Genomic DNA, 16,761 nt, shown 5'->3' with positions numbered 1-16,761 from the left:
GTATCGCAAGGAGTCTAGATGAGCGTTGATAACGCCTACGCGGTCGAATTGAAGGGGGTTACCTTCAAGCGCGGTTCGCGCAGCATTTTCAATAATGTCGATATACGCATTCCCCGTGGCAAGGTCACTGGCATCATGGGGCCTTCCGGATGCGGCAAGACCACGTTGCTGCGCCTGATGGGCGCGCAGTTGCGTCCGGCCAGCGGCGAAGTCTGGGTCGGCGGGCAGAACCTGCCCGCGCTGTCGCGTGGCGATCTGTTCGATGCGCGCAAGCAGATGGGCGTGCTGTTCCAGAGCGGCGCGCTGTTCACCGACCTCGATGTGTTCGAGAACGTGGCCTTCCCGCTGCGGGTGCATACCCAGCTGTCCGACGAGATGATCCGTGACATCGTGCTGATGAAACTGCAGGCCGTCGGGCTTCGTGGAGCCATCGAGCTGATGCCCGACGAACTCTCCGGTGGCATGAAGCGCCGTGTCGCGCTGGCCCGGGCCATTGCCCTGGATCCGCAGATCCTCATGTACGACGAGCCCTTCGTCGGCCAGGACCCGATCGCCATGGGCGTTCTGGTGCGCCTGATCCGCCTGCTCAACGACGCCCTGGGCATTACCAGCATCGTGGTGTCCCACGACCTGGCCGAAACGGCCAGTATCGCCGACTACATCTATGTGGTCGGCGATGGCCAGGTGCTGGGCCAGGGGACGCCGGACGAGTTGATGGGCTCCGATAACCCGCGCATTCGTCAATTCATGAAAGGTGATCCGGACGGACCGGTGCCGTTTCACTTTCCTGCGCCGGATTACCGCGCCGATCTTCTGGGGAAGCGTTGATGCGCAGAAAATCCTTGCTCGAACGTATTCGTCGCTTTGGCCGTACGGCCATCGACGTGCTGGCCGTGTTCGGTCGTTCCTTTCTGTTCCTGCTGCATTCGCTGGTCGGGCGCAGTGGCACCGGCGGCGGGTTCCAGCTGCTGGTCCGCCAGCTCTATTCGGTCGGCGTGCTGTCGCTGGCGATCATCGTGGTGTCCGGTATTTTCATCGGCATGGTGCTGGCCCTGCAGGGCTTCAACATCCTGACCAAGTACGGGTCGGAGCAGGCAGTCGGGCAGATGGTCGCGCTGACCTTGCTGCGTGAACTGGGCCCGGTGGTGACCGCGCTGCTGTTCGCCGGGCGTGCAGGTTCCGCACTGACCGCCGAGATCGGCAACATGAAGTCCACCGAGCAGCTGTCCAGCCTGGAAATGATCGGTGTCGACCCGCTCAAGTACATTGTTGCCCCGCGCCTGTGGGCCGGCTTCATCTCCTTGCCGTTGCTGGCGCTGATCTTCAGCGTGGTCGGAATCTGGGGTGGTTCCTGGGTCGCCGTGGACTGGCTCGGGGTCTATGAGGGCTCGTTCTGGGCCAACATGCAGAACAGTGTTTCCTTTACCGACGATGTGCTCAACGGGGTGGTCAAAAGCCTGGTTTTCGCCTTCGTCGTGACCTGGATTGCCGTATTCCAGGGTTATGACTGCGAGCCCACCTCAGAAGGGATCAGTCGTGCCACCACCAAGACCGTGGTCTATGCCTCATTGGCAGTCCTGGGTCTGGACTTTATTCTGACCGCCTTGATGTTTGGAGATTTCTGATGCAAAACCGCACCCTGGAAATCGGTGTCGGCCTGTTCCTCCTGGCCGGGATCCTGGCGCTGATCCTGCTGGCCCTGCGTGTCAGCGGCCTGTCGGCGAGCCCGAGCAGCGACACATATAAACTTTATGCGAATTTCGACAATATCGCCGGATTGACGGTCAGAGCTAAAGTGACCATGGCCGGTGTAACCATCGGCAAGGTCACGGCCATCGATCTGGACCGTGACACCTTCACCGGTCGGGTGACGCTGCAGCTGGAGAAACGCGTAGACAACCTGCCTGTCGACTCCACTGCCTCGATCCTCACCGCGGGGTTGCTCGGCGAGAAGTACATCGGTATCAGCGTGGGCGGAGAAGATGCGGTGCTCAAGGATGGTGCAACCATTCACGACACCCAGTCGGCGCTGGTGCTGGAAGATCTGATTGGCAAGTTCCTGCTCAATACCGTTGGCAAAGAAGCTAAATAAGGAGTTTCCATGATTTCTATCCTGCGACGTGGCTTGCTGGTGTTGTTGGCGACGCTGCCGTTGATGGCGGGCGCAGCCACCCAGTCGCCCAAAGAAGTGATCCAGGGCACCACCAACCAGTTGCTGGCCGACCTGAAGGCCAACAAGGAGCAATACAAGTCGAACCCGAGCGCGTTCTATGACGCGCTCAATGCCAACCTGGGGCCTGTGGTGGACGCGGACGGCATCTCGAAAAGCATCATGACCGTCAAGTACTCGCGCAATGCAACCCCTGAGCAGCTGCAGCGCTTCCAGGAAAACTTCAAGCGCAGCCTGATGCAGTTCTATGGCAATGCCTTGCTCGAGTACAACAACCAGGGCATCACCGTCGGCGCCGAGAAAAAGGACGGTGACGACCGTGCCAGCGTCGACATGACGGTCAAGGGCAACAATGGCGCCATCTACCCGGTTTCCTACACCATGACCAAGCTGGGCGGTGAGTGGAAAGTGCGCAACGTGATCGTCAACGGCATCAACATCGGCAAGCTGTTCCGTGATCAGTTCGCCGACGCCATGCAGCGCAACGGCAACAACCTGGACAAGACCATCGACGGCTGGGCCGGCGAAGTGGCCAAGGCCAAGGAAACTGCCGAGCAAGAGACCGAGAAGAGCGCGCAATGACCGACAGCAGCATCACCCTCGGCGAGGACGGTGTGCTGAGCCTCGGCGGCATCCTGGACTACCGCACCGGTCCCGCCCTGCGCAAGCAGGGCCAGGCCCTGATCGCGGCCAGCAAGTGCGCAGCGCTGGTGCTGGACTGCACGAAGGTCGAGAAGTCCAGCAGTGTCGGCCTGTCCCTGCTGCTGGCGTTCATGCGCGATGCCAAGGCCGCTGGCAAGGCCGTGCAAGTGCGCGCCATGCCTCAGGACATGCGTGAAATCGCCGAGGTTTATGACCTCGACGAGGTGCTGGCGGAGCAATGACCGCCAGTCGACGACGAGCCCCTCTGTCAGAGTCCTCGTTTACGGGGTTCGCAGGCGAGGGGCTTTTTTGTATCATGGCCGACCCGCGCGCACTGGGCGCCGATTGAGGTTGAGCATGCAGGCCGTAGAAGTTAAGAACTTCCTTGAAGAAAAGTTGCCGGGAACCCGGGTCGAAGTTGAAGGCGAAGGCTGCAACTTCCAGTTGAACGTGATCAGCGACGAATTGGCGGCCTTGAGCCCGGTCAAGCGTCAGCAGCAGATCTATGCTCATCTTAATCCGTGGATCACCGATGGCAGCATCCATGCGGTAACCATGAAATTTTTCAGCAGCGCAGCCTGGGCTGAGCGCATCTGAGCCTAAATTGGCGGCGAGACACAAATGGACAAACTGATTATTACTGGCGGCGCTCGTCTTGACGGCGAAATCCGCATTTCCGGTGCCAAGAACGCGGCCCTGCCGATCCTGGCAGCCACCCTGCTGTGCGATGGCCCGGTCACGGTCGGCAACCTGCCGCACCTGCACGACATCACCACCATGATCGAGCTGTTCGGTCGCATGGGCATCGAGCCTGTGATCGACGAGAAGCTCTCGGTCGAAATCGATCCACGTACCATCAAGACCCTGGTCGCGCCGTATGAGCTGGTGAAGACCATGCGTGCCTCGATCCTGGTGCTGGGCCCCATGGTTGCCCGCTTCGGCGAGGCCGAAGTGGCCCTGCCTGGCGGTTGCGCCATCGGTTCGCGTCCGGTCGACCTGCACATTCGCGGCCTGGAAGCCATGGGTGCGAAGATCGAGGTCGAAGGTGGCTACATCAAGGCCAAGTCGCCTGAAGGCGGCCTGCGTGGCGCGCACTTCTTCTTCGACACCGTCAGCGTCACTGGTACCGAGAACATCATGATGGCCGCGGCCCTGGCCAAGGGCCGCAGCGTGCTGCAGAACGCTGCGCGCGAACCTGAAGTGGTCGACCTCGCCAACTTCCTGATCGCCATGGGTGCCAAGATCCAGGGCGCCGGTACCGACACCATCACCATCGATGGCGTCGAGCGCCTGGGTTCGGCCACCTACCGGGTCATGCCCGACCGTATCGAAACCGGCACCTACCTGGTCGCCGCTGCCGTCACCGGTGGCCGCGTCAAGGTCAAGGACACCGATCCGACCATCCTCGAAGCGGTCCTTGAGAAACTCAAGGAAGCCGGCGCCGAAGTCACCACCGGTGAAGACTGGATCGAGCTGGACATGCACGGCAAGCGGCCAAAGGCCGTCAACCTGCGTACCGCGCCGTACCCGGCGTTCCCGACCGACATGCAGGCGCAGTTCATCTCCCTGAACGCCATCGCCGAAGGCACCGGCGCAGTGATCGAGACGATCTTCGAAAACCGCTTCATGCACGTGTACGAAATGCACCGCATGGGCGCGCAGATCCAGGTCGAAGGCAACACCGCCATCGTCACCGGCACCAAGACCCTCAAGGGCGCGCCTGTCATGGCGACCGACCTGCGGGCTTCGGCCAGTCTGGTACTCTCGGCCCTGGTAGCCGAAGGCGACACCCTGATCGATCGCATCTACCACATCGACCGTGGTTACGAGTGCATCGAAGAAAAACTGCAGATGCTGGGCGCCAAGATCCGCCGCGTACCGGGCTAGTCTGCCGATGGCGCAGGGACGCGCCAGCCAGTTGCTGCACCGAATTGAATGCGGTCGGGCCCAGGGTCCGGCCGGCTGTAGCCGCATAAGGACCGACGTTTCCCATGTTGACCATCGCGCTATCCAAGGGTCGAATTCTCGACGACACCCTGCCGCTGCTGGCAGAGGCCGGTATCGTCCCGACCGAAAACCCGGACAAGAGCCGCAAGCTGATCATTCCGACGACCCAGGAAGACGTACGCCTGCTGATCGTGCGGGCTACCGACGTGCCGACCTATGTCGAGCATGGCGCTGCCGATCTCGGCGTGGCCGGCAAGGACGTGCTGATGGAGTACGGCGGCCAGGGCCTGTATGAGCCCCTGGACCTGAAGATTGCCCAGTGCAAGCTGATGACCGCTGGCGCCGTCGGTGCTTCCGAGCCCAAGGGCCGTCTGCGCGTGGCGACCAAGTTCGTCAACGTCGCCAAGCGTTACTACGCCGAGCAAGGCCGTCAGGTCGACATCATCAAGCTGTACGGCTCGATGGAGCTGGCACCGCTGATTGGCCTGGCCGACAAGATCATCGACGTCGTCGACACCGGCAACACCCTGCGTGCCAATGGCCTGGAACCCCAAGAACTGATTGCCACCATCAGCTCCCGGCTGGTGGTCAACAAGGCTTCGATGAAGATGCAGCATGCCCGCATCCAGAGCCTGATCGACACCCTGCGCCAGGCTGTCGAATCGCGACACCGCGGCTGACCTCTGCGCGCGACCTTCGCTGTCGCGCCCGTCTATCCGCGTCATAGCCACTTTTCTCGGGTGCCCGCGCGGATGGACTGGTAGCTTAGGGCGCCTGAGCATTCGCCATTTATTGAGGCCCTCGCTATGACCACGTCCACTGCAATTGCCCGACTCAATGCCGCCGACCCGGATTTCGCCCGACATCTGGATCATCTGCTGAGCTGGGAAAGCGTGTCTGACGACGCGGTCAACCAGCGCGTGCTGGACATCATCAAGGCTGTGCGCGAGCGCGGCGATGCCGCCCTGGTGGAGTTCACCCAGCGTTTCGACGGCGTTGACGCCAGCACCATCGACGAGCTGATCCTGGGCCGCGAGCGCCTGGAGCTGGCACTGACCCGCATCACCGCGGAGCAGCGCCAGGCCCTGGAAACGGCTGCCAACCGCGTGCGCATCTACCACGAGCGGCAGAAGCAGGACTCCTGGAGCTACACCGAGGCCGATGGCACGGTGCTGGGCCAGAAAGTCACGCCACTGGACCGCGCCGGCCTTTACGTGCCGGGTGGTAAAGCGTCCTACCCGTCGTCGGTGCTGATGAACGCCATTCCGGCCAAGGTCGCCGGCGTTGCCGAAGTGGTCATGGTCGTGCCGACCCCGCGTGGGGAAGTCAACGAGCTGGTGCTGGCGGCCGCCTGCATCGCCGGCGTCGACCGGGTCTTCACCATCGGTGGCGCCCAGGCGGTCGCGGCCCTGGCCTACGGCACCGAAAGCGTGCCGCAGGTGGACAAGATCGTCGGCCCGGGCAACATCTACGTGGCCACGGCCAAGCGCCATGTGTTCGGCCAGGTCGGCATCGACATGATCGCCGGCCCGTCCGAGATCCTCGTGGTCTGCGACGGCCAGACCGATCCGGACTGGATCGCCATGGACCTGTTCTCCCAGGCCGAGCATGACGAAGACGCCCAGGCGATCCTGGTCAGCCCGGATGCCGCCTTCCTCGACAAGGTCGCCGCCAGCATCGACAAGCTGCTGCCAACCATGGAACGCGCCGAGATCATCAAGACCTCGATCAACGGCCGTGGCGCACTGATCCAGGTGCGCGACATGCAGCAGGCCATGGAAGTGGCCAACCGCATCGCCCCCGAGCACCTTGAGCTGTCGGTGGCCGATCCGCAGGCCTGGCTGCCGCAGATCCGCCATGCTGGCGCGATTTTCATGGGTCGCCACACCAGCGAAGCGCTGGGCGACTACTGCGCAGGGCCCAATCACGTCTTGCCGACGTCCGGCACCGCGCGTTTCTCGTCGCCGCTGGGGGTGTATGACTTCCAGAAGCGTTCGTCGATCATCTTCTGCTCCGAGCAGGGCGCCTCGCAACTCGGCCAGACCGCTTCGGTACTGGCCCGTGGCGAATCGCTGACTGCCCATGCCCGCAGCGCCGAATACCGTATCCTTGCCGACAAGAAGGGGAACTGAACATGAGTCGATTCTGGAGCCCTTTCGTCAAGGACCTGGTGCCTTACGTCCCGGGTGAGCAGCCGAAGCTGGCGAAACTGGTCAAGCTCAACACCAACGAGAACCCCTATGGCCCGTCGCCCAGGGCGCTGGAAGCCATGCGCGGCGAGCTGAGCGACAACCTGCGCCTGTACCCCGACCCCAACAGCGACCTGCTCAAGCAGGCGGTGGCGGACTACTACGGGGTCAAGGGCAACCAGGTGTTCCTGGGCAACGGTTCGGACGAAGTGCTGGCGCACATCTTCCACGGCCTGTTCCAGCACGGCGCGCCGCTGCTGTTCCCGGATATCAGCTACAGCTTCTATCCGGTCTACTGCGGCCTGTACGGTATTCCGTTCGAGCCGGTGGCGCTGGACGAGCAGTTCCAGATCCGCGTCGAGGATTACGCCCGGCCCAATGGCGGCATCATCTTCCCCAACCCCAACGCGCCCACCGGTTGCCTCTTGGCGCTGGAGGCCATCGAGCAGATGCTCAAGGCCAACCCTGAGTCGGTGGTAGTGGTCGATGAAGCCTATATCGACTTCGGCGGGCAGACGGCCATCAGCCTGGTCGATCGCTACGACAACCTGCTGGTCACCCAGACCCTGTCCAAGTCGCGCTCGCTGGCCGGGTTGCGGGTGGGCCTGGCGGTAGGGCATCCGGACCTGATCGAGGCCCTGGAGCGGATCAAGAACAGCTTCAACTCCTATCCCCTCGATCGCATGGCGATCGTCGGCGCGGCAGCAGCGTTCGAGGACCGTGCCTACTTCGACGAAACCTGCCGCAAGGTGATCGACAGCCGCGAGCTGCTGGTGGGCGAGCTCACCGACCGTGGTTTCGAGGTGTTGCCTTCGGCCGCCAACTTCATCTTCGCCCGCCATCCGCAACAGGATGCCGGCGAACTGGCAGCCAAACTGCGCGAGCAGGGGGTGATCGTGCGTCACTTCAAGCAGGCGCGGATTGCCCAGTTCCTGCGCATCACCATCGGCACACCGGAGCAGAACCAGGCATTGCTCGATGCGTTGAACTGATACCGGGTTGTACTTATCGCGGGGCAAGCCCGCTCCTACCGGAGCGGGCTTGCCCCGCGATTGCTTTCACACGATGCAAAACGTTAATCTAAGCCTCTTCAAATTCATCCGATGATTGGATGTCATGACCGTACTCATCAAACGCTCCCTGGTCGAACAAGCCGTCGATCAACTGCGCCAACGCATCGCCACCGGCGCCTGGGCCGTCGGCCAGCGCCTGCCCACTGAGCCTGAACTGGCCGCGGAACTGGGCATCAGCCGCAACACCGTGCGCGAGGCCATGCGGGTGCTGGCCTTCAGCGGCCTGGTCGAAGTCCGCCAGGGCGACGGCAGCTACCTGCGCACGGCGGTCGACCCATTGCAGGCGATGCAGGCACTGTCGCGCTGCAGCCCGGAGCAGGCCCGGGAAACCCGGCACATTCTCGAAGCCGAAGCCATCGGCCTGGCAGCGCTGCGCCGCACCGACGACGACCTGCGGGCCCTGCGTGAAGCGCTCGCGCACAGCAGCGCGCATTTTCACGATGACCTGGAGCGTTACATCAGTTGCGACCTGGTGTTTCACCAGCGACTGGTGGATGCCGCACACAACCCGGCCCTGAGCGAGCTGTACCGGTACTTTTCCGGAGTGGTGGCGGCTACCTTGCACCACAACCTGTCCCACGCACCGCGTTGCCAGTCGGTCTTCGACCTGCACGGGCAGATTCTCGACGCCATCGAACAACGCGATCCGGACAAGGCCAAGGCCCTGAGCCGGACCCTGATCAACGAATCCTGACCTTGCGAGACTGCCATGGCCCGTGACACTACCCCGAATGCTGCCCCGGCCCAGGGGACCGAGCTTGAAGAACTGCTGATCGATGCCGAAGCCGACGACGAGCAGGTGCAGACGCAGCCCGTGCTGCTGCAGCGGCCCTGGTTGCTGTTGCTCGGTCTGGTGCTGGTGGCACTGAACCTGCGTCCAGCGTTGTCGAGCATGGCGCCGCTGCTCAGCCAGGTGTCCGAGAGCCTTGGCCTGAGTGCGTCCCAGGCCGGCCTGCTGACCACCTTGCCGGTGCTCTGCCTGGGCCTGTTCGCGCCCCTGGCGCCGGTGCTGGCGCGACGTTTCGGCAGCGAGCGGGTAATCCTCGGCATCCTGCTGACCCTGGCGGCCGGCATTGCCGTGCGCAGTGCCTTCGGCGCCACCGGCCTGTTCGTCGGCAGCATCATGGCCGGGGCCAGTATCGGGGTGATCGGCGTGCTGTTGCCGGGTATCGTCAAGCGCGATTTCCCCCAGCATGCCGGCACGCTCACCGGGGTCTACACCATGGCCCTGTGCCTGGGTGCGGCCATGGCGGCCGGGGCCACGGTGCCCCTGAGCCAGCACCTGGGCGACAGCTGGTCGCTGGGCCTGGGCTTCTGGCTGGTGCCGGCGCTGCTGGCGGTGCTGGTCTGGCTGCCCCAGGCGCGCCAGGGCCATGGCGCGCACCATGTCGCCTATCGGGTGCGTGGCCTGTTGCGCGACCCGCTGGCCTGGCAGGTCACCCTGTACATGGGGTTGCAGTCGTCACTGGCTTACATCGTCTTCGGCTGGCTGCCGTCGATCCTGATCGGCCGCGGCCTGACCCCGACCCAGGCGGGCCTGGTGCTGTCCGGTTCGGTGATCGTGCAACTGGCCAGCTCCCTGGCGGCGCCCTGGCTGGCCACGCGCGGCAAGGATCAGCGCCTGGCGATCGTGCTGGTCATGCTGCTGGCCCTGGCCGGTCTGTTTGGCTGCCTGTATGCGCCGCTGGAAGGCTTGTGGGGCTGGGCGATCGTCCTGGGCCTGGGGCAGGGCGGTACCTTCGCCCTGGCGCTGACGCTGATCGTGCTGCGCTCCGGGGACGCCCACGTGGCGGCCAACCTGTCGAGCATGGCCCAGGGCGTGGGTTACACCCTGGCGTCCATGGGGCCGTTCGCGGTCGGTCTGGTACACGACCTGACCGGTGGCTGGAATGCCGTGGGCTGGATTTTCGCGGTGCTGGGCGTGGGGGCGATAGGTTTTGGTCTCAAGGCCGGGCGTAACCTGCATGTGCAGGTGGTCAGCGAACGGGTCTGATTGGGTGTGATGGCCATCGCCGGCTATGCCGGCTCCCACAGGGACTCCTGGTGCTTGTAGGAGCCAGGAGAGGATTAAGCAGGTATTCGCCAGGCAAATGCCCGTAGCTTTTTGCCACTGAGGCGGACTATCGTTCGGGTCTATCCATCGGCAACGGACCCGCCCCATGAGCGACGCCAACAGCGCCCTGATCACTCGCTTCTACCAGGCCTTCCAGCGCCTCGACGCCGAGGCGATGGTCGCCTGCTACAGCGCTGACATCGTTTTCAGTGATCCGGCCTTCGGCACCTTGCGTGGCCAGGACGCCGGCGACATGTGGCGTATGCTCACCCGCCGCGCCAAGGACTTTTCCCTGACCTTCGACCAGGTGCGTGCCGACGAGCACGCCGGCGCCGCCCATTGGGTCGCCACCTACCTGTTCAGCCAGACCGGCCGAGTCGTGATCAACGACATCCAGGCCCGTTTTGTCATTCGCGATGGCAGGATCTGCGAGCACCACGATAGCTTCGACCTGTGGCGCTGGGCACGTCAGGCCCTGGGCACCAGCGGCTTGTTGCTGGGTTGGACGCCGCTGGTGCAGGGCAAGGTTCGCCAGCAGGCGCTCAAGGGGCTGCGCGCGTTTCAGGCCGGGCGCTGAACGGGTAAGCTGTGGGCTTTGCCCTCATAAGCCCGCACTGTGACCCAAGCCTCTGCCGATACACCTGCCAAGCCCTGGTATGTCTACCTGGTGCGTGCCGCCAATGGCTCGCTCTATTGCGGTATCAGCGATAACCCGCAGCGGCGCTTCCTGGCTCACCAGAAGGGGCAGGGCGCGCGTTACTTCAGTACCAGCCCGGCGGTCGCCCTGGTGTATGTCGAGTCCTGGCCGAGCAAGGCCGAGGCCTTGCGCCAAGAGCGGCTGGTGAAGAAATTGCGCAAGCGCGCCAAGGAGGCCCTGGTGGCCTCCTGGGCCGGGATCAGTCCTTGCGACGCTTCAACTGATCGGTCAGCTGGGTCGGCAGGCCCTTGATGATCAGGGTGCCAGCTTCTTCGTCGTACTCGACCTTGGAGCCCAGCAGGTGGGCTTCGAAACTGATCGACAGGCCCTCGGCGCGACCGGTGAAGCGGCGGAACTGGTTGAGGGTGCGTTTGTCGGCGGGGATTTCCGGCGACAGGCCGTAGTCCTTGTTACGGATGTGATCGTAGAAAGCCTTCGGACGGTCTTCGTCGATCAGGCCCGAGAGCTCTTCCAGGGTCACTGGCTCGCCGGCCTTGGTCTGGCTGGTGGCGTAGTCGACCAGGGTCTGGGTTTTCTCCCGGGCGGCTTCTTCGGGCAGGTCCTCGCTTTCGACGAAGTCGCTGAAGGCCTTGAGCAGGGTGCGGGTTTCCCCCGGGCCGTCGACGCCTTCCTGGCAGCCGATGAAGTCGCGGAAGTACTCCGAGACCTTCTTGCCATTCTTGCCCTTGATGAACGAGATGTACTGGCGCGAGGTCTTGTTGTTCTGCCACTCGGAGAGGTTGATCCGCGCGGCCAGGTGCAGCTGGCCCAGGTCCAGGTGGCGGGACGGGGTGACGTCCAGGTCGGCGTTCACCGCCACGCCTTCACTGTGGTGCAGCAGGGCGATGACCAGGTACTCGGTCATGCCTTGCTGGTAGTGGGCGAACAGGACGTGGCCACCGGTCGACAGGTTGGATTCTTCCATCAGCTTTTGCAGGTGCTCGACGGCGACCCGGCTGAAGGCGGTGAAGGTGCTGCCTTCGTCCAGGTATTCCTTGAGCCAGCCGCTGAACGGATGGGCACCGGATTCGGCATGGAAGAAACCCCAGGCCTTGCCTTGCTTGGCGTTGTAGCTGTCGTTGAGGTCGGCCAGGAGGTTTTCGATGGCGCCGGACTCGGCAAGTTCGGAGTCACGCGCGTGCAGCACGGCAGGGCTGCCATCGGGTTTCTTGTCGATCAGGTGGACGATGCAATGACGGATCGGCATGGGATTCTCGGTTGAAAATGGGCGGTGCTGGCCGCGTTGCAAAGGGGCCAAGTGTACCTCAGGCCAAGGGTGATTCAGCGGCCAGATGTTGGCGGATATGTCAGTTGTTCGTTTTTTGTTCAGTTTTTTGCGTTTTTTCGCGCAAACCCCCGAAAAACCTGCACATTTGCCCTGTCGGAGGCGGATATTTATCTATTCGTGTGGTAGTTTTGCCCGGTCTTGCGCCCCGAGTGCGGCGCATTGCTGGCAGACCGCTCGCGTCACGTCGAACCAAACGCCGTTTTGCGTATCTACATACGCGATTGACATGGTTGTAACACCGGACCGCCGGGCACCCCGCAGGTCTGGCTCGATGACTGACGTAGCACTCTGCATACTCACTGAATTTGATAGGGAAGGAACACCACCATGGCATTGACCAAAGACCAACTGATCGCCGATATCGCCGAAGCTATCGACGCGCCGAAAACCACCGCGCGTAACGCCCTGGAGCAACTGGGTCAGATCGTTGCTGATCAACTGGAAAATGGCAGCGAAATCACCCTGCCAGGCATTGGCAAACTGAAAATCACCGAGCGTCCTGCCCGTACCGGCCGCAACCCTTCGACTGGCGCTGCCATCGAAATCGCTGCCAAGAAAGTCGTCAAATTCGTGCCAGCCAAAGTGCTGACCGACGCTGTAAACAAGTAATTGTAAGCAGCTTCGAAAAAACCGCGTCCGGTGTGAGCCTGACGCGGTTTTTTTATGCCCCTGTGGGAGCGGGCTTGCCCCGCGATTGCGCCGTGTCAGTCACACCGTATCGCGGGGCAAGCCCGCTCCTACAGTTTCCAGCGCTGTTGGCGCCAGGCCTTGCGCGCCTGCGCATCCTGGAAGGTCCAGGCCACCATGCGACTCTGTTTCTGCCCCTGGCCCATCTCGACCACGCGCCATTCGATGGCACCGGCCTTCTTCAGCGCCGCCTCGATGCCCGGCAGATTGGACGCCTTGGATACCAGTGAGGTGAACCACAGCACCTGTTGGCCGTGCGCTGCGCTCTCGGCCACCAATTGGGTGACGAAACGGATTTCGCCGCCCTCGCACCACAGTTCGTTGTTCTGCCCGCCAAAGTTCAGCACCGGCAACTTGCGCTTGGGATCGGCCTTGCCCAGGGCCCGCCATTTGCGCTGGCTGCCGCGCGTGGCCTCGTCCCGTGAGGCGTGGAAGGGCGGGTTGCACAGGGTCAGGTCATAGCGCTCGTCGTCCTTGAGCAGGCCGAGCAGGATGTGCTTGCGGTTGCCTTGCTGGCGCAGGCTGATGGCCTTCTCAAGGCCATTGGCCTGGACGATGGCCTTGGCCGCGGCCAGGGCAATGGGGTCGATGTCCGAGCCCAGGAAGCGCCAGCGGTAATCGCTGTGGCCCAGCAGCGGGTAGATGCAGTTGGCACCCACGCCGATGTCCAGTGCACGCACCTGGGCACCCCGGGGGATTTCGCCCTGGTTCTCGTCGGCCAGCAGGTCAGCCAGCACGTGGATGTAGTCGGCGCGCCCGGGAATCGGCGGGCACAGGTAGTCGGCGGGGATGTCCCAGTGCTGGATGCCGTACTGGGCCTTGAGCAGGGCACGGTTGAACACCCGCACGGCCTCGGGGTTGGCGAAGTCGATGCTGGGTTTGCCGTGGGGGTTGGTGATCGTGAACTGGCCCAGTTCAGGGCTGCTCTTGATCAGCTCGGGGAAGTTGTAGCGGCCCTGATGGCGGTTGCGCGGGTGCAGGGTCGGTTTGCTGGGCGTGGTCATCGGTTTGGTCCGGTAGAACGCATCGCGGGTCAAGCCCGCTCCCACTGTGGGAGCGGGCTTGACCCGCGATGGCGCCGCTGAAATCAGCGAGTGTTACAGCGCAGCAATCCGCGCGTGCTGCTCGGTGAAGTTGGCCAGGGCCTGTTCGGCTTCGGCCAGCTTGGCGCGCTCCTTGTCGATCACCGCAGGCGGTGCCTTGTCGACGAAGGCGGCGTTGGACAGCTTGCCGCCCACGCGCTGGACTTCGCCTTGCAGGCGCTGGATTTCCTTGTTCAGGCGCGCCAGTTCAGCGTCCTTGTCGATCAGGCCGGCCATCGGCACCAGCACTTGCAGATCGCCGACCAGGGCGGTGGCGCTCAGCGGCGCTTCGTCCTGCTCGCCCAGCACGGTGAAGGATTCGATCTTCGCCAGCTTCTTGAGCAGCGCTTCGTTTTCCTGCAGGCGACGCTGGTCTTCGGCGCTGGCGTTCTTGAGGAACAGTTGCAGTGGCTTGCCCGGGCCGATGTTCATTTCGCCACGGATGTTGCGCACGCCGAGCATCAGCTCCTTGAGCCACTCGATATCGCCTTCGGCAGCGGCATCGATGCGGGCCTCAACGGCCACCGGCCATGGCTGCAGCATGATGGTCTTGCCCTCGGCACCGACCAGCGGCGCCAGGCGCTGCCAGATTTCCTCGGTGATGAACGGCATGAACGGATGGGCCAGGCGCAGTGCCACTTCCAGCACGCGCACCAGGGTGCGACGGGTGCCGCGAGCACGCTCGACCGGGGCGTTCTCGTCCCACAGTACCGGCTTGGACAGCTCCAGGTACCAGTCGCAGTACTGGTTCCAGATGAACTCATACAGCGCCTGGGCGGCCAGGTCGAAGCGGAACTGCTCCAGCTGGCGGGTCACTTCGGCTTCGGTGCGCTGCAGCTGGGAAATGATCCAGCGGTCGGCCAGCGACAGCTCGTAGGCTTCGCCGTTCTGGCCGCAGTCGTCGCCCTTGTCCAGCACGTAGCGCGCGGCGTTCCAGATCTTGTTGCAGAAGTTGCGGTAGCCTTCGACGCGGCCCATGTCGAACTTGATGTCACGGCCGGTGGAGGCCAGCGAGCAGAAGGTAAAGCGCAGGGCGTCGGTGCCGTAGCTGGCGATGCCTTCAGGGAACTCGGCCTTGGTCTGCTTGGCGATCTTCTCGGCAAGCTTGGGCTGCATCAGGCCGCTGGTGCGTTTTTCCAGCAGTTCGTCCAGGGTGATGCCGTCGACGATATCCAGCGGGTCAAGGACGTTGCCCTTGGACTTGGACATCTTCTGGCCCTGGCCGTCGCGGACCAGGCCGTGCACGTAGACGGTCTTGAACGGAACCTGGGGGGTGCCGTCCTCGTTCTTCACCAGGTGCATGGTCAGCATGATCATCCGGGCGACCCAGAAGAAAATGATGTCGAAACCGGTGACCAGCACGTCGGTGGAGTGGAAGGTCTTGAGGAATTCGGTCTGCTGCGGCCAGCCCAGGGTCGAGAAGGTCCACAGGCCCGAGCTGAACCAGGTGTCGAGTACGTCGTTGTCCTGGGTCAGGACCACATCGGCAGCGAGTTTGTGCTTGGTCCGCACTTCTTCTTCGTTGCGACCGACGTAGACCTTGCCGGCCTCGTCGTACCAGGCCGGAATGCGGTGGCCCCACCACAGTTGGCGGCTGATGCACCAGTCCTGGATATCGCGCATCCAGGAGAAGTACATGTTCTCGTACTGCTTGGGCACGAACTGGATGCGGCCGTCTTCAACGGCGGCAATCGCAGGCTCGGCCAGCGGCTTGGTGGAGACGTACCACTGGTCGGTCAGCCACGGCTCGATGACGGTGCCGGAGCGGTCGCCCTTCGGCACTTTCAGGGCGTGGTCGTCGACGCTGACCAACAGGCCCGCGGCGTCGAAGTCGGCGACGATCTGCTTGCGCGCCACGAAACGGTCCAGGCCGGCGTAGTCGGCGGGCAGGGTGGCGTCGATGCTTTCGTTGACACTGCCGTCGAGGTTGAACACCTGGGCGGCCGGCAGGACGAAGGCGTTCTTGTCGAAGATGTTGAGCAGCGGCAGGTTGTGGCGCTTGCCGACTTCATAGTCGTTGAAGTCGTGGGCCGGGGTGATCTTCACGCAGCCGGTACCGAACTCGGGGTCGCAGTAGTCGTCGGCGATGATCGGGATGCGACGGCCCACCAGTGGCAGCTCGACGAACTTGCCGATCAGGGCCTTGTAGCGCTCGTCTTCGGGGTTCACGGCAACGGCGGCGTCGCCGAGCATGGTTTCCGGACGGGTGGTGGCGACGATCAGGTAGTCCTTGCCATCGGCGGTTTTCGCGCCGTCAGCCAGCGGGTAGCGCAGGTTCCACAGGTGGCCTTTCTCGTCGTGGTTTTCCACTTCGAGGTCGGAGATCGCCGTGTGCAGCTTGGTGTCCCAGTTGACCAGGCGCTTGCCGCGGTAGATCAGGCCATCCTCGTGCAGGCGCACGAAGGCTTCCTTGACCGCCTCGGACAGGCCGTCATCCATGGTGAAACGCTCGCGGCTCCAGTCGACCGACGAACCCAGGCGACGGATCTGGCGGCTGATGTTGCCACCGGACTGATCCTTCCATTCCCAGACCTTTTCCAGGAACTTCTCGCGGCCCAGGTCGTGGCGGTTCTGGCCCTTGGCTTCGAGCTGGCGCTCGACCAGCATCTGGGTAGCGATACCGGCGTGGTCGGTGCCCGGCTGCCACAGGGTGTTGCGACCCTGCATGCGGCGGAAACGGATCAGGGCATCCATGATCGCGTTGTTGAAGCCATGACCCATGTGCAGGCTGCCGGTGACGTTCGGCGGCGGGATCATGATGGTGTAGGAATCGCCCGCGCCTTGCGGAGCGAAATAATTCTCGGACTCCCAGGTGTTGTACCAGGAGGTTTCAATAGCGTGCGGCTGGTAGGTCTTATCCATGCGCGGCGGGACCCTTAGGCATTTAATCAGGAAAGCCGGGCAGTATAACGAGGATAAGGGCCGGGGCGTAG

Annotated in this window: 18 protein-coding genes; 15 read left to right on the top strand and 3 right to left on the bottom strand. The window is 63.3% G+C overall.

Annotation, left to right across the window (positions count from 1 at the left end; translation table 11 throughout):
• Positions 1-18: 18 nt before the first annotated feature.
• The 14 genes from M2D63_RS04380 (at position 19) to M2D63_RS04315 (ending at position 11,023) form a co-directional block, all read left to right on the top strand.
• Positions 19-828, top strand: a complete 810-nt coding sequence (locus M2D63_RS04380) for an ATP-binding cassette domain-containing protein (RefSeq protein WP_285861585.1) — start codon at positions 19-21, stop codon at positions 826-828.
• Positions 828-1,625, top strand: coding sequence for a lipid asymmetry maintenance ABC transporter permease subunit MlaE (mlaE, locus tag M2D63_RS04375; RefSeq protein ID WP_285861584.1), 798 nt, complete (start codon positions 828-830; stop codon positions 1,623-1,625). The genes M2D63_RS04380 and mlaE overlap by 1 nt, the downstream gene beginning before the upstream one ends.
• Entirely contained in the window at positions 1,625-2,092 is a 468-nt protein-coding gene (gene mlaD, locus M2D63_RS04370) for an outer membrane lipid asymmetry maintenance protein MlaD (RefSeq protein ID WP_010223376.1), read from the top strand. Before mlaE ends, mlaD begins: the two co-directional genes overlap by 1 nt.
• 9 nt (positions 2,093-2,101) lie before the next feature.
• Complete coding sequence (locus M2D63_RS04365; protein WP_285861583.1) at positions 2,102-2,752, top strand: phospholipid-binding protein MlaC; 651 nt, start codon at positions 2,102-2,104, stop codon at positions 2,750-2,752.
• A complete protein-coding gene (locus M2D63_RS04360) occupies positions 2,749-3,054 on the top strand; it encodes a lipid asymmetry maintenance protein MlaB (RefSeq protein WP_285861582.1) in 306 nt (101 codons plus the stop codon). The genes M2D63_RS04365 and M2D63_RS04360 overlap by 4 nt, the downstream gene beginning before the upstream one ends.
• Positions 3,055-3,169: 115 nt before the next feature.
• Positions 3,170-3,409 carry a BolA family protein gene (locus tag M2D63_RS04355; RefSeq protein WP_285861581.1) on the top strand — a complete coding sequence of 80 codons (240 nt, stop codon included), beginning with the start codon at positions 3,170-3,172 and terminating at the stop codon, positions 3,407-3,409.
• A gap of 24 nt (positions 3,410-3,433) precedes the next feature.
• Positions 3,434-4,699, top strand: a complete 1,266-nt coding sequence (gene murA, locus M2D63_RS04350) for a UDP-N-acetylglucosamine 1-carboxyvinyltransferase (RefSeq protein ID WP_285861580.1) — start codon at positions 3,434-3,436, stop codon at positions 4,697-4,699.
• 104 nt (positions 4,700-4,803) lie between these two features.
• On the top strand, positions 4,804-5,439 hold the full coding sequence (hisG, locus tag M2D63_RS04345) for an ATP phosphoribosyltransferase (protein ID WP_285861579.1): 636 nt from the start codon (positions 4,804-4,806) through the stop codon (positions 5,437-5,439).
• A 126-nt stretch (positions 5,440-5,565) separates the two neighbouring features.
• Positions 5,566-6,891 (top strand): histidinol dehydrogenase, encoded by a 1,326-nt coding sequence (hisD, locus tag M2D63_RS04340; protein WP_285861578.1) that lies wholly within the window; start codon positions 5,566-5,568, stop codon positions 6,889-6,891.
• Positions 6,892-6,893: 2 nt separating this feature from the next.
• A complete protein-coding gene (gene hisC, locus M2D63_RS04335; protein ID WP_285861577.1) occupies positions 6,894-7,940 on the top strand; it encodes a histidinol-phosphate transaminase in 1,047 nt (348 codons plus the stop codon).
• Positions 7,941-8,064: 124 nt separating this feature from the next.
• A complete protein-coding gene (locus M2D63_RS04330; protein ID WP_285861576.1) occupies positions 8,065-8,715 on the top strand; it encodes a FadR/GntR family transcriptional regulator in 651 nt (216 codons plus the stop codon).
• Positions 8,716-8,730: 15 nt separating this feature from the next.
• Positions 8,731-10,014 (top strand): MFS transporter, encoded by a 1,284-nt coding sequence (locus tag M2D63_RS04325; protein ID WP_285861575.1) that lies wholly within the window; start codon positions 8,731-8,733, stop codon positions 10,012-10,014.
• A gap of 166 nt (positions 10,015-10,180) precedes the next feature.
• Positions 10,181-10,651 (top strand): nuclear transport factor 2 family protein, encoded by a 471-nt coding sequence (locus M2D63_RS04320; protein WP_285861574.1) that lies wholly within the window; start codon positions 10,181-10,183, stop codon positions 10,649-10,651.
• A 39-nt stretch (positions 10,652-10,690) separates the two neighbouring features.
• Positions 10,691-11,023 (top strand): GIY-YIG nuclease family protein, encoded by a 333-nt coding sequence (locus M2D63_RS04315; protein WP_285861573.1) that lies wholly within the window; start codon positions 10,691-10,693, stop codon positions 11,021-11,023.
• Here the strand turns inward: M2D63_RS04315 and yejK are convergent.
• Entirely contained in the window at positions 10,971-11,978 is a 1,008-nt protein-coding gene (gene yejK, locus M2D63_RS04310; protein WP_285861572.1) for a nucleoid-associated protein YejK, read from the bottom strand. The genes M2D63_RS04315 and yejK overlap by 53 nt on opposite strands.
• Positions 11,979-12,386: 408 nt before the next feature.
• Here yejK and M2D63_RS04305 point away from each other — a divergent pair, with 408 nt between their 5' ends.
• The gene (locus M2D63_RS04305) at positions 12,387-12,668 is read left to right on the top strand and encodes an HU family DNA-binding protein (protein ID WP_009398256.1); all 282 of its coding nucleotides are present in this window, start codon (positions 12,387-12,389) and stop codon (positions 12,666-12,668) included.
• A 128-nt stretch (positions 12,669-12,796) separates the two neighbouring features.
• Here M2D63_RS04305 and rlmF read toward each other — a convergent pair whose 3' ends face one another.
• Both rlmF and M2D63_RS04295 read right to left on the bottom strand, forming a co-directional pair.
• On the bottom strand, positions 12,797-13,750 hold the full coding sequence (gene rlmF, locus M2D63_RS04300) for a 23S rRNA (adenine(1618)-N(6))-methyltransferase RlmF (RefSeq protein WP_285861667.1): 954 nt from the start codon (positions 13,748-13,750) through the stop codon (positions 12,797-12,799).
• A gap of 93 nt (positions 13,751-13,843) precedes the next feature.
• Complete coding sequence (locus tag M2D63_RS04295; protein WP_285861571.1) at positions 13,844-16,690, bottom strand: valine--tRNA ligase; 2,847 nt, start codon at positions 16,688-16,690, stop codon at positions 13,844-13,846.
• Positions 16,691-16,761: the final 71 nt, after the last annotated feature.

It is taken from the genome of Pseudomonas sp. BJa5, from assembly GCF_030272875.2.
In the GTDB taxonomy this organism is placed as follows: domain Bacteria; phylum Pseudomonadota; class Gammaproteobacteria; order Pseudomonadales; family Pseudomonadaceae; genus Aquipseudomonas.
This window is presented reverse-complemented; position numbering and strand designations above follow the sequence as displayed.

Coding starts and splice junctions, on each gene's coding strand:
- M2D63_RS04325 (WP_285861575.1), top strand. CDS start 8,731: ATGGCCCGTGACACTACCCCGAATGCTGCCCCGGCCCAGGGGACCGAG.
- M2D63_RS04305 (WP_009398256.1), top strand. CDS start 12,387: ATGGCATTGACCAAAGACCAACTGATCGCCGATATCGCCGAAGCTATC.
- M2D63_RS04355 (WP_285861581.1), top strand. CDS start 3,170: ATGCAGGCCGTAGAAGTTAAGAACTTCCTTGAAGAAAAGTTGCCGGGA.
- hisD (WP_285861578.1), top strand. CDS start 5,566: ATGACCACGTCCACTGCAATTGCCCGACTCAATGCCGCCGACCCGGAT.
- M2D63_RS04365 (WP_285861583.1), top strand. CDS start 2,102: ATGATTTCTATCCTGCGACGTGGCTTGCTGGTGTTGTTGGCGACGCTG.
- mlaE (WP_285861584.1), top strand. CDS start 828: ATGCGCAGAAAATCCTTGCTCGAACGTATTCGTCGCTTTGGCCGTACG.
- M2D63_RS04360 (WP_285861582.1), top strand. CDS start 2,749: ATGACCGACAGCAGCATCACCCTCGGCGAGGACGGTGTGCTGAGCCTC.
- M2D63_RS04320 (WP_285861574.1), top strand. CDS start 10,181: ATGAGCGACGCCAACAGCGCCCTGATCACTCGCTTCTACCAGGCCTTC.
- M2D63_RS04380 (WP_285861585.1), top strand. CDS start 19: ATGAGCGTTGATAACGCCTACGCGGTCGAATTGAAGGGGGTTACCTTC.
- murA (WP_285861580.1), top strand. CDS start 3,434: ATGGACAAACTGATTATTACTGGCGGCGCTCGTCTTGACGGCGAAATC.
- yejK (WP_285861572.1), bottom strand. CDS start 11,978: ATGCCGATCCGTCATTGCATCGTCCACCTGATCGACAAGAAACCCGAT.
- M2D63_RS04295 (WP_285861571.1), bottom strand. CDS start 16,690: ATGGATAAGACCTACCAGCCGCACGCTATTGAAACCTCCTGGTACAAC.
- hisC (WP_285861577.1), top strand. CDS start 6,894: ATGAGTCGATTCTGGAGCCCTTTCGTCAAGGACCTGGTGCCTTACGTC.
- M2D63_RS04330 (WP_285861576.1), top strand. CDS start 8,065: ATGACCGTACTCATCAAACGCTCCCTGGTCGAACAAGCCGTCGATCAA.
- mlaD (WP_010223376.1), top strand. CDS start 1,625: ATGCAAAACCGCACCCTGGAAATCGGTGTCGGCCTGTTCCTCCTGGCC.
- rlmF (WP_285861667.1), bottom strand. CDS start 13,750: ATGACCACGCCCAGCAAACCGACCCTGCACCCGCGCAACCGCCATCAG.
- hisG (WP_285861579.1), top strand. CDS start 4,804: ATGTTGACCATCGCGCTATCCAAGGGTCGAATTCTCGACGACACCCTG.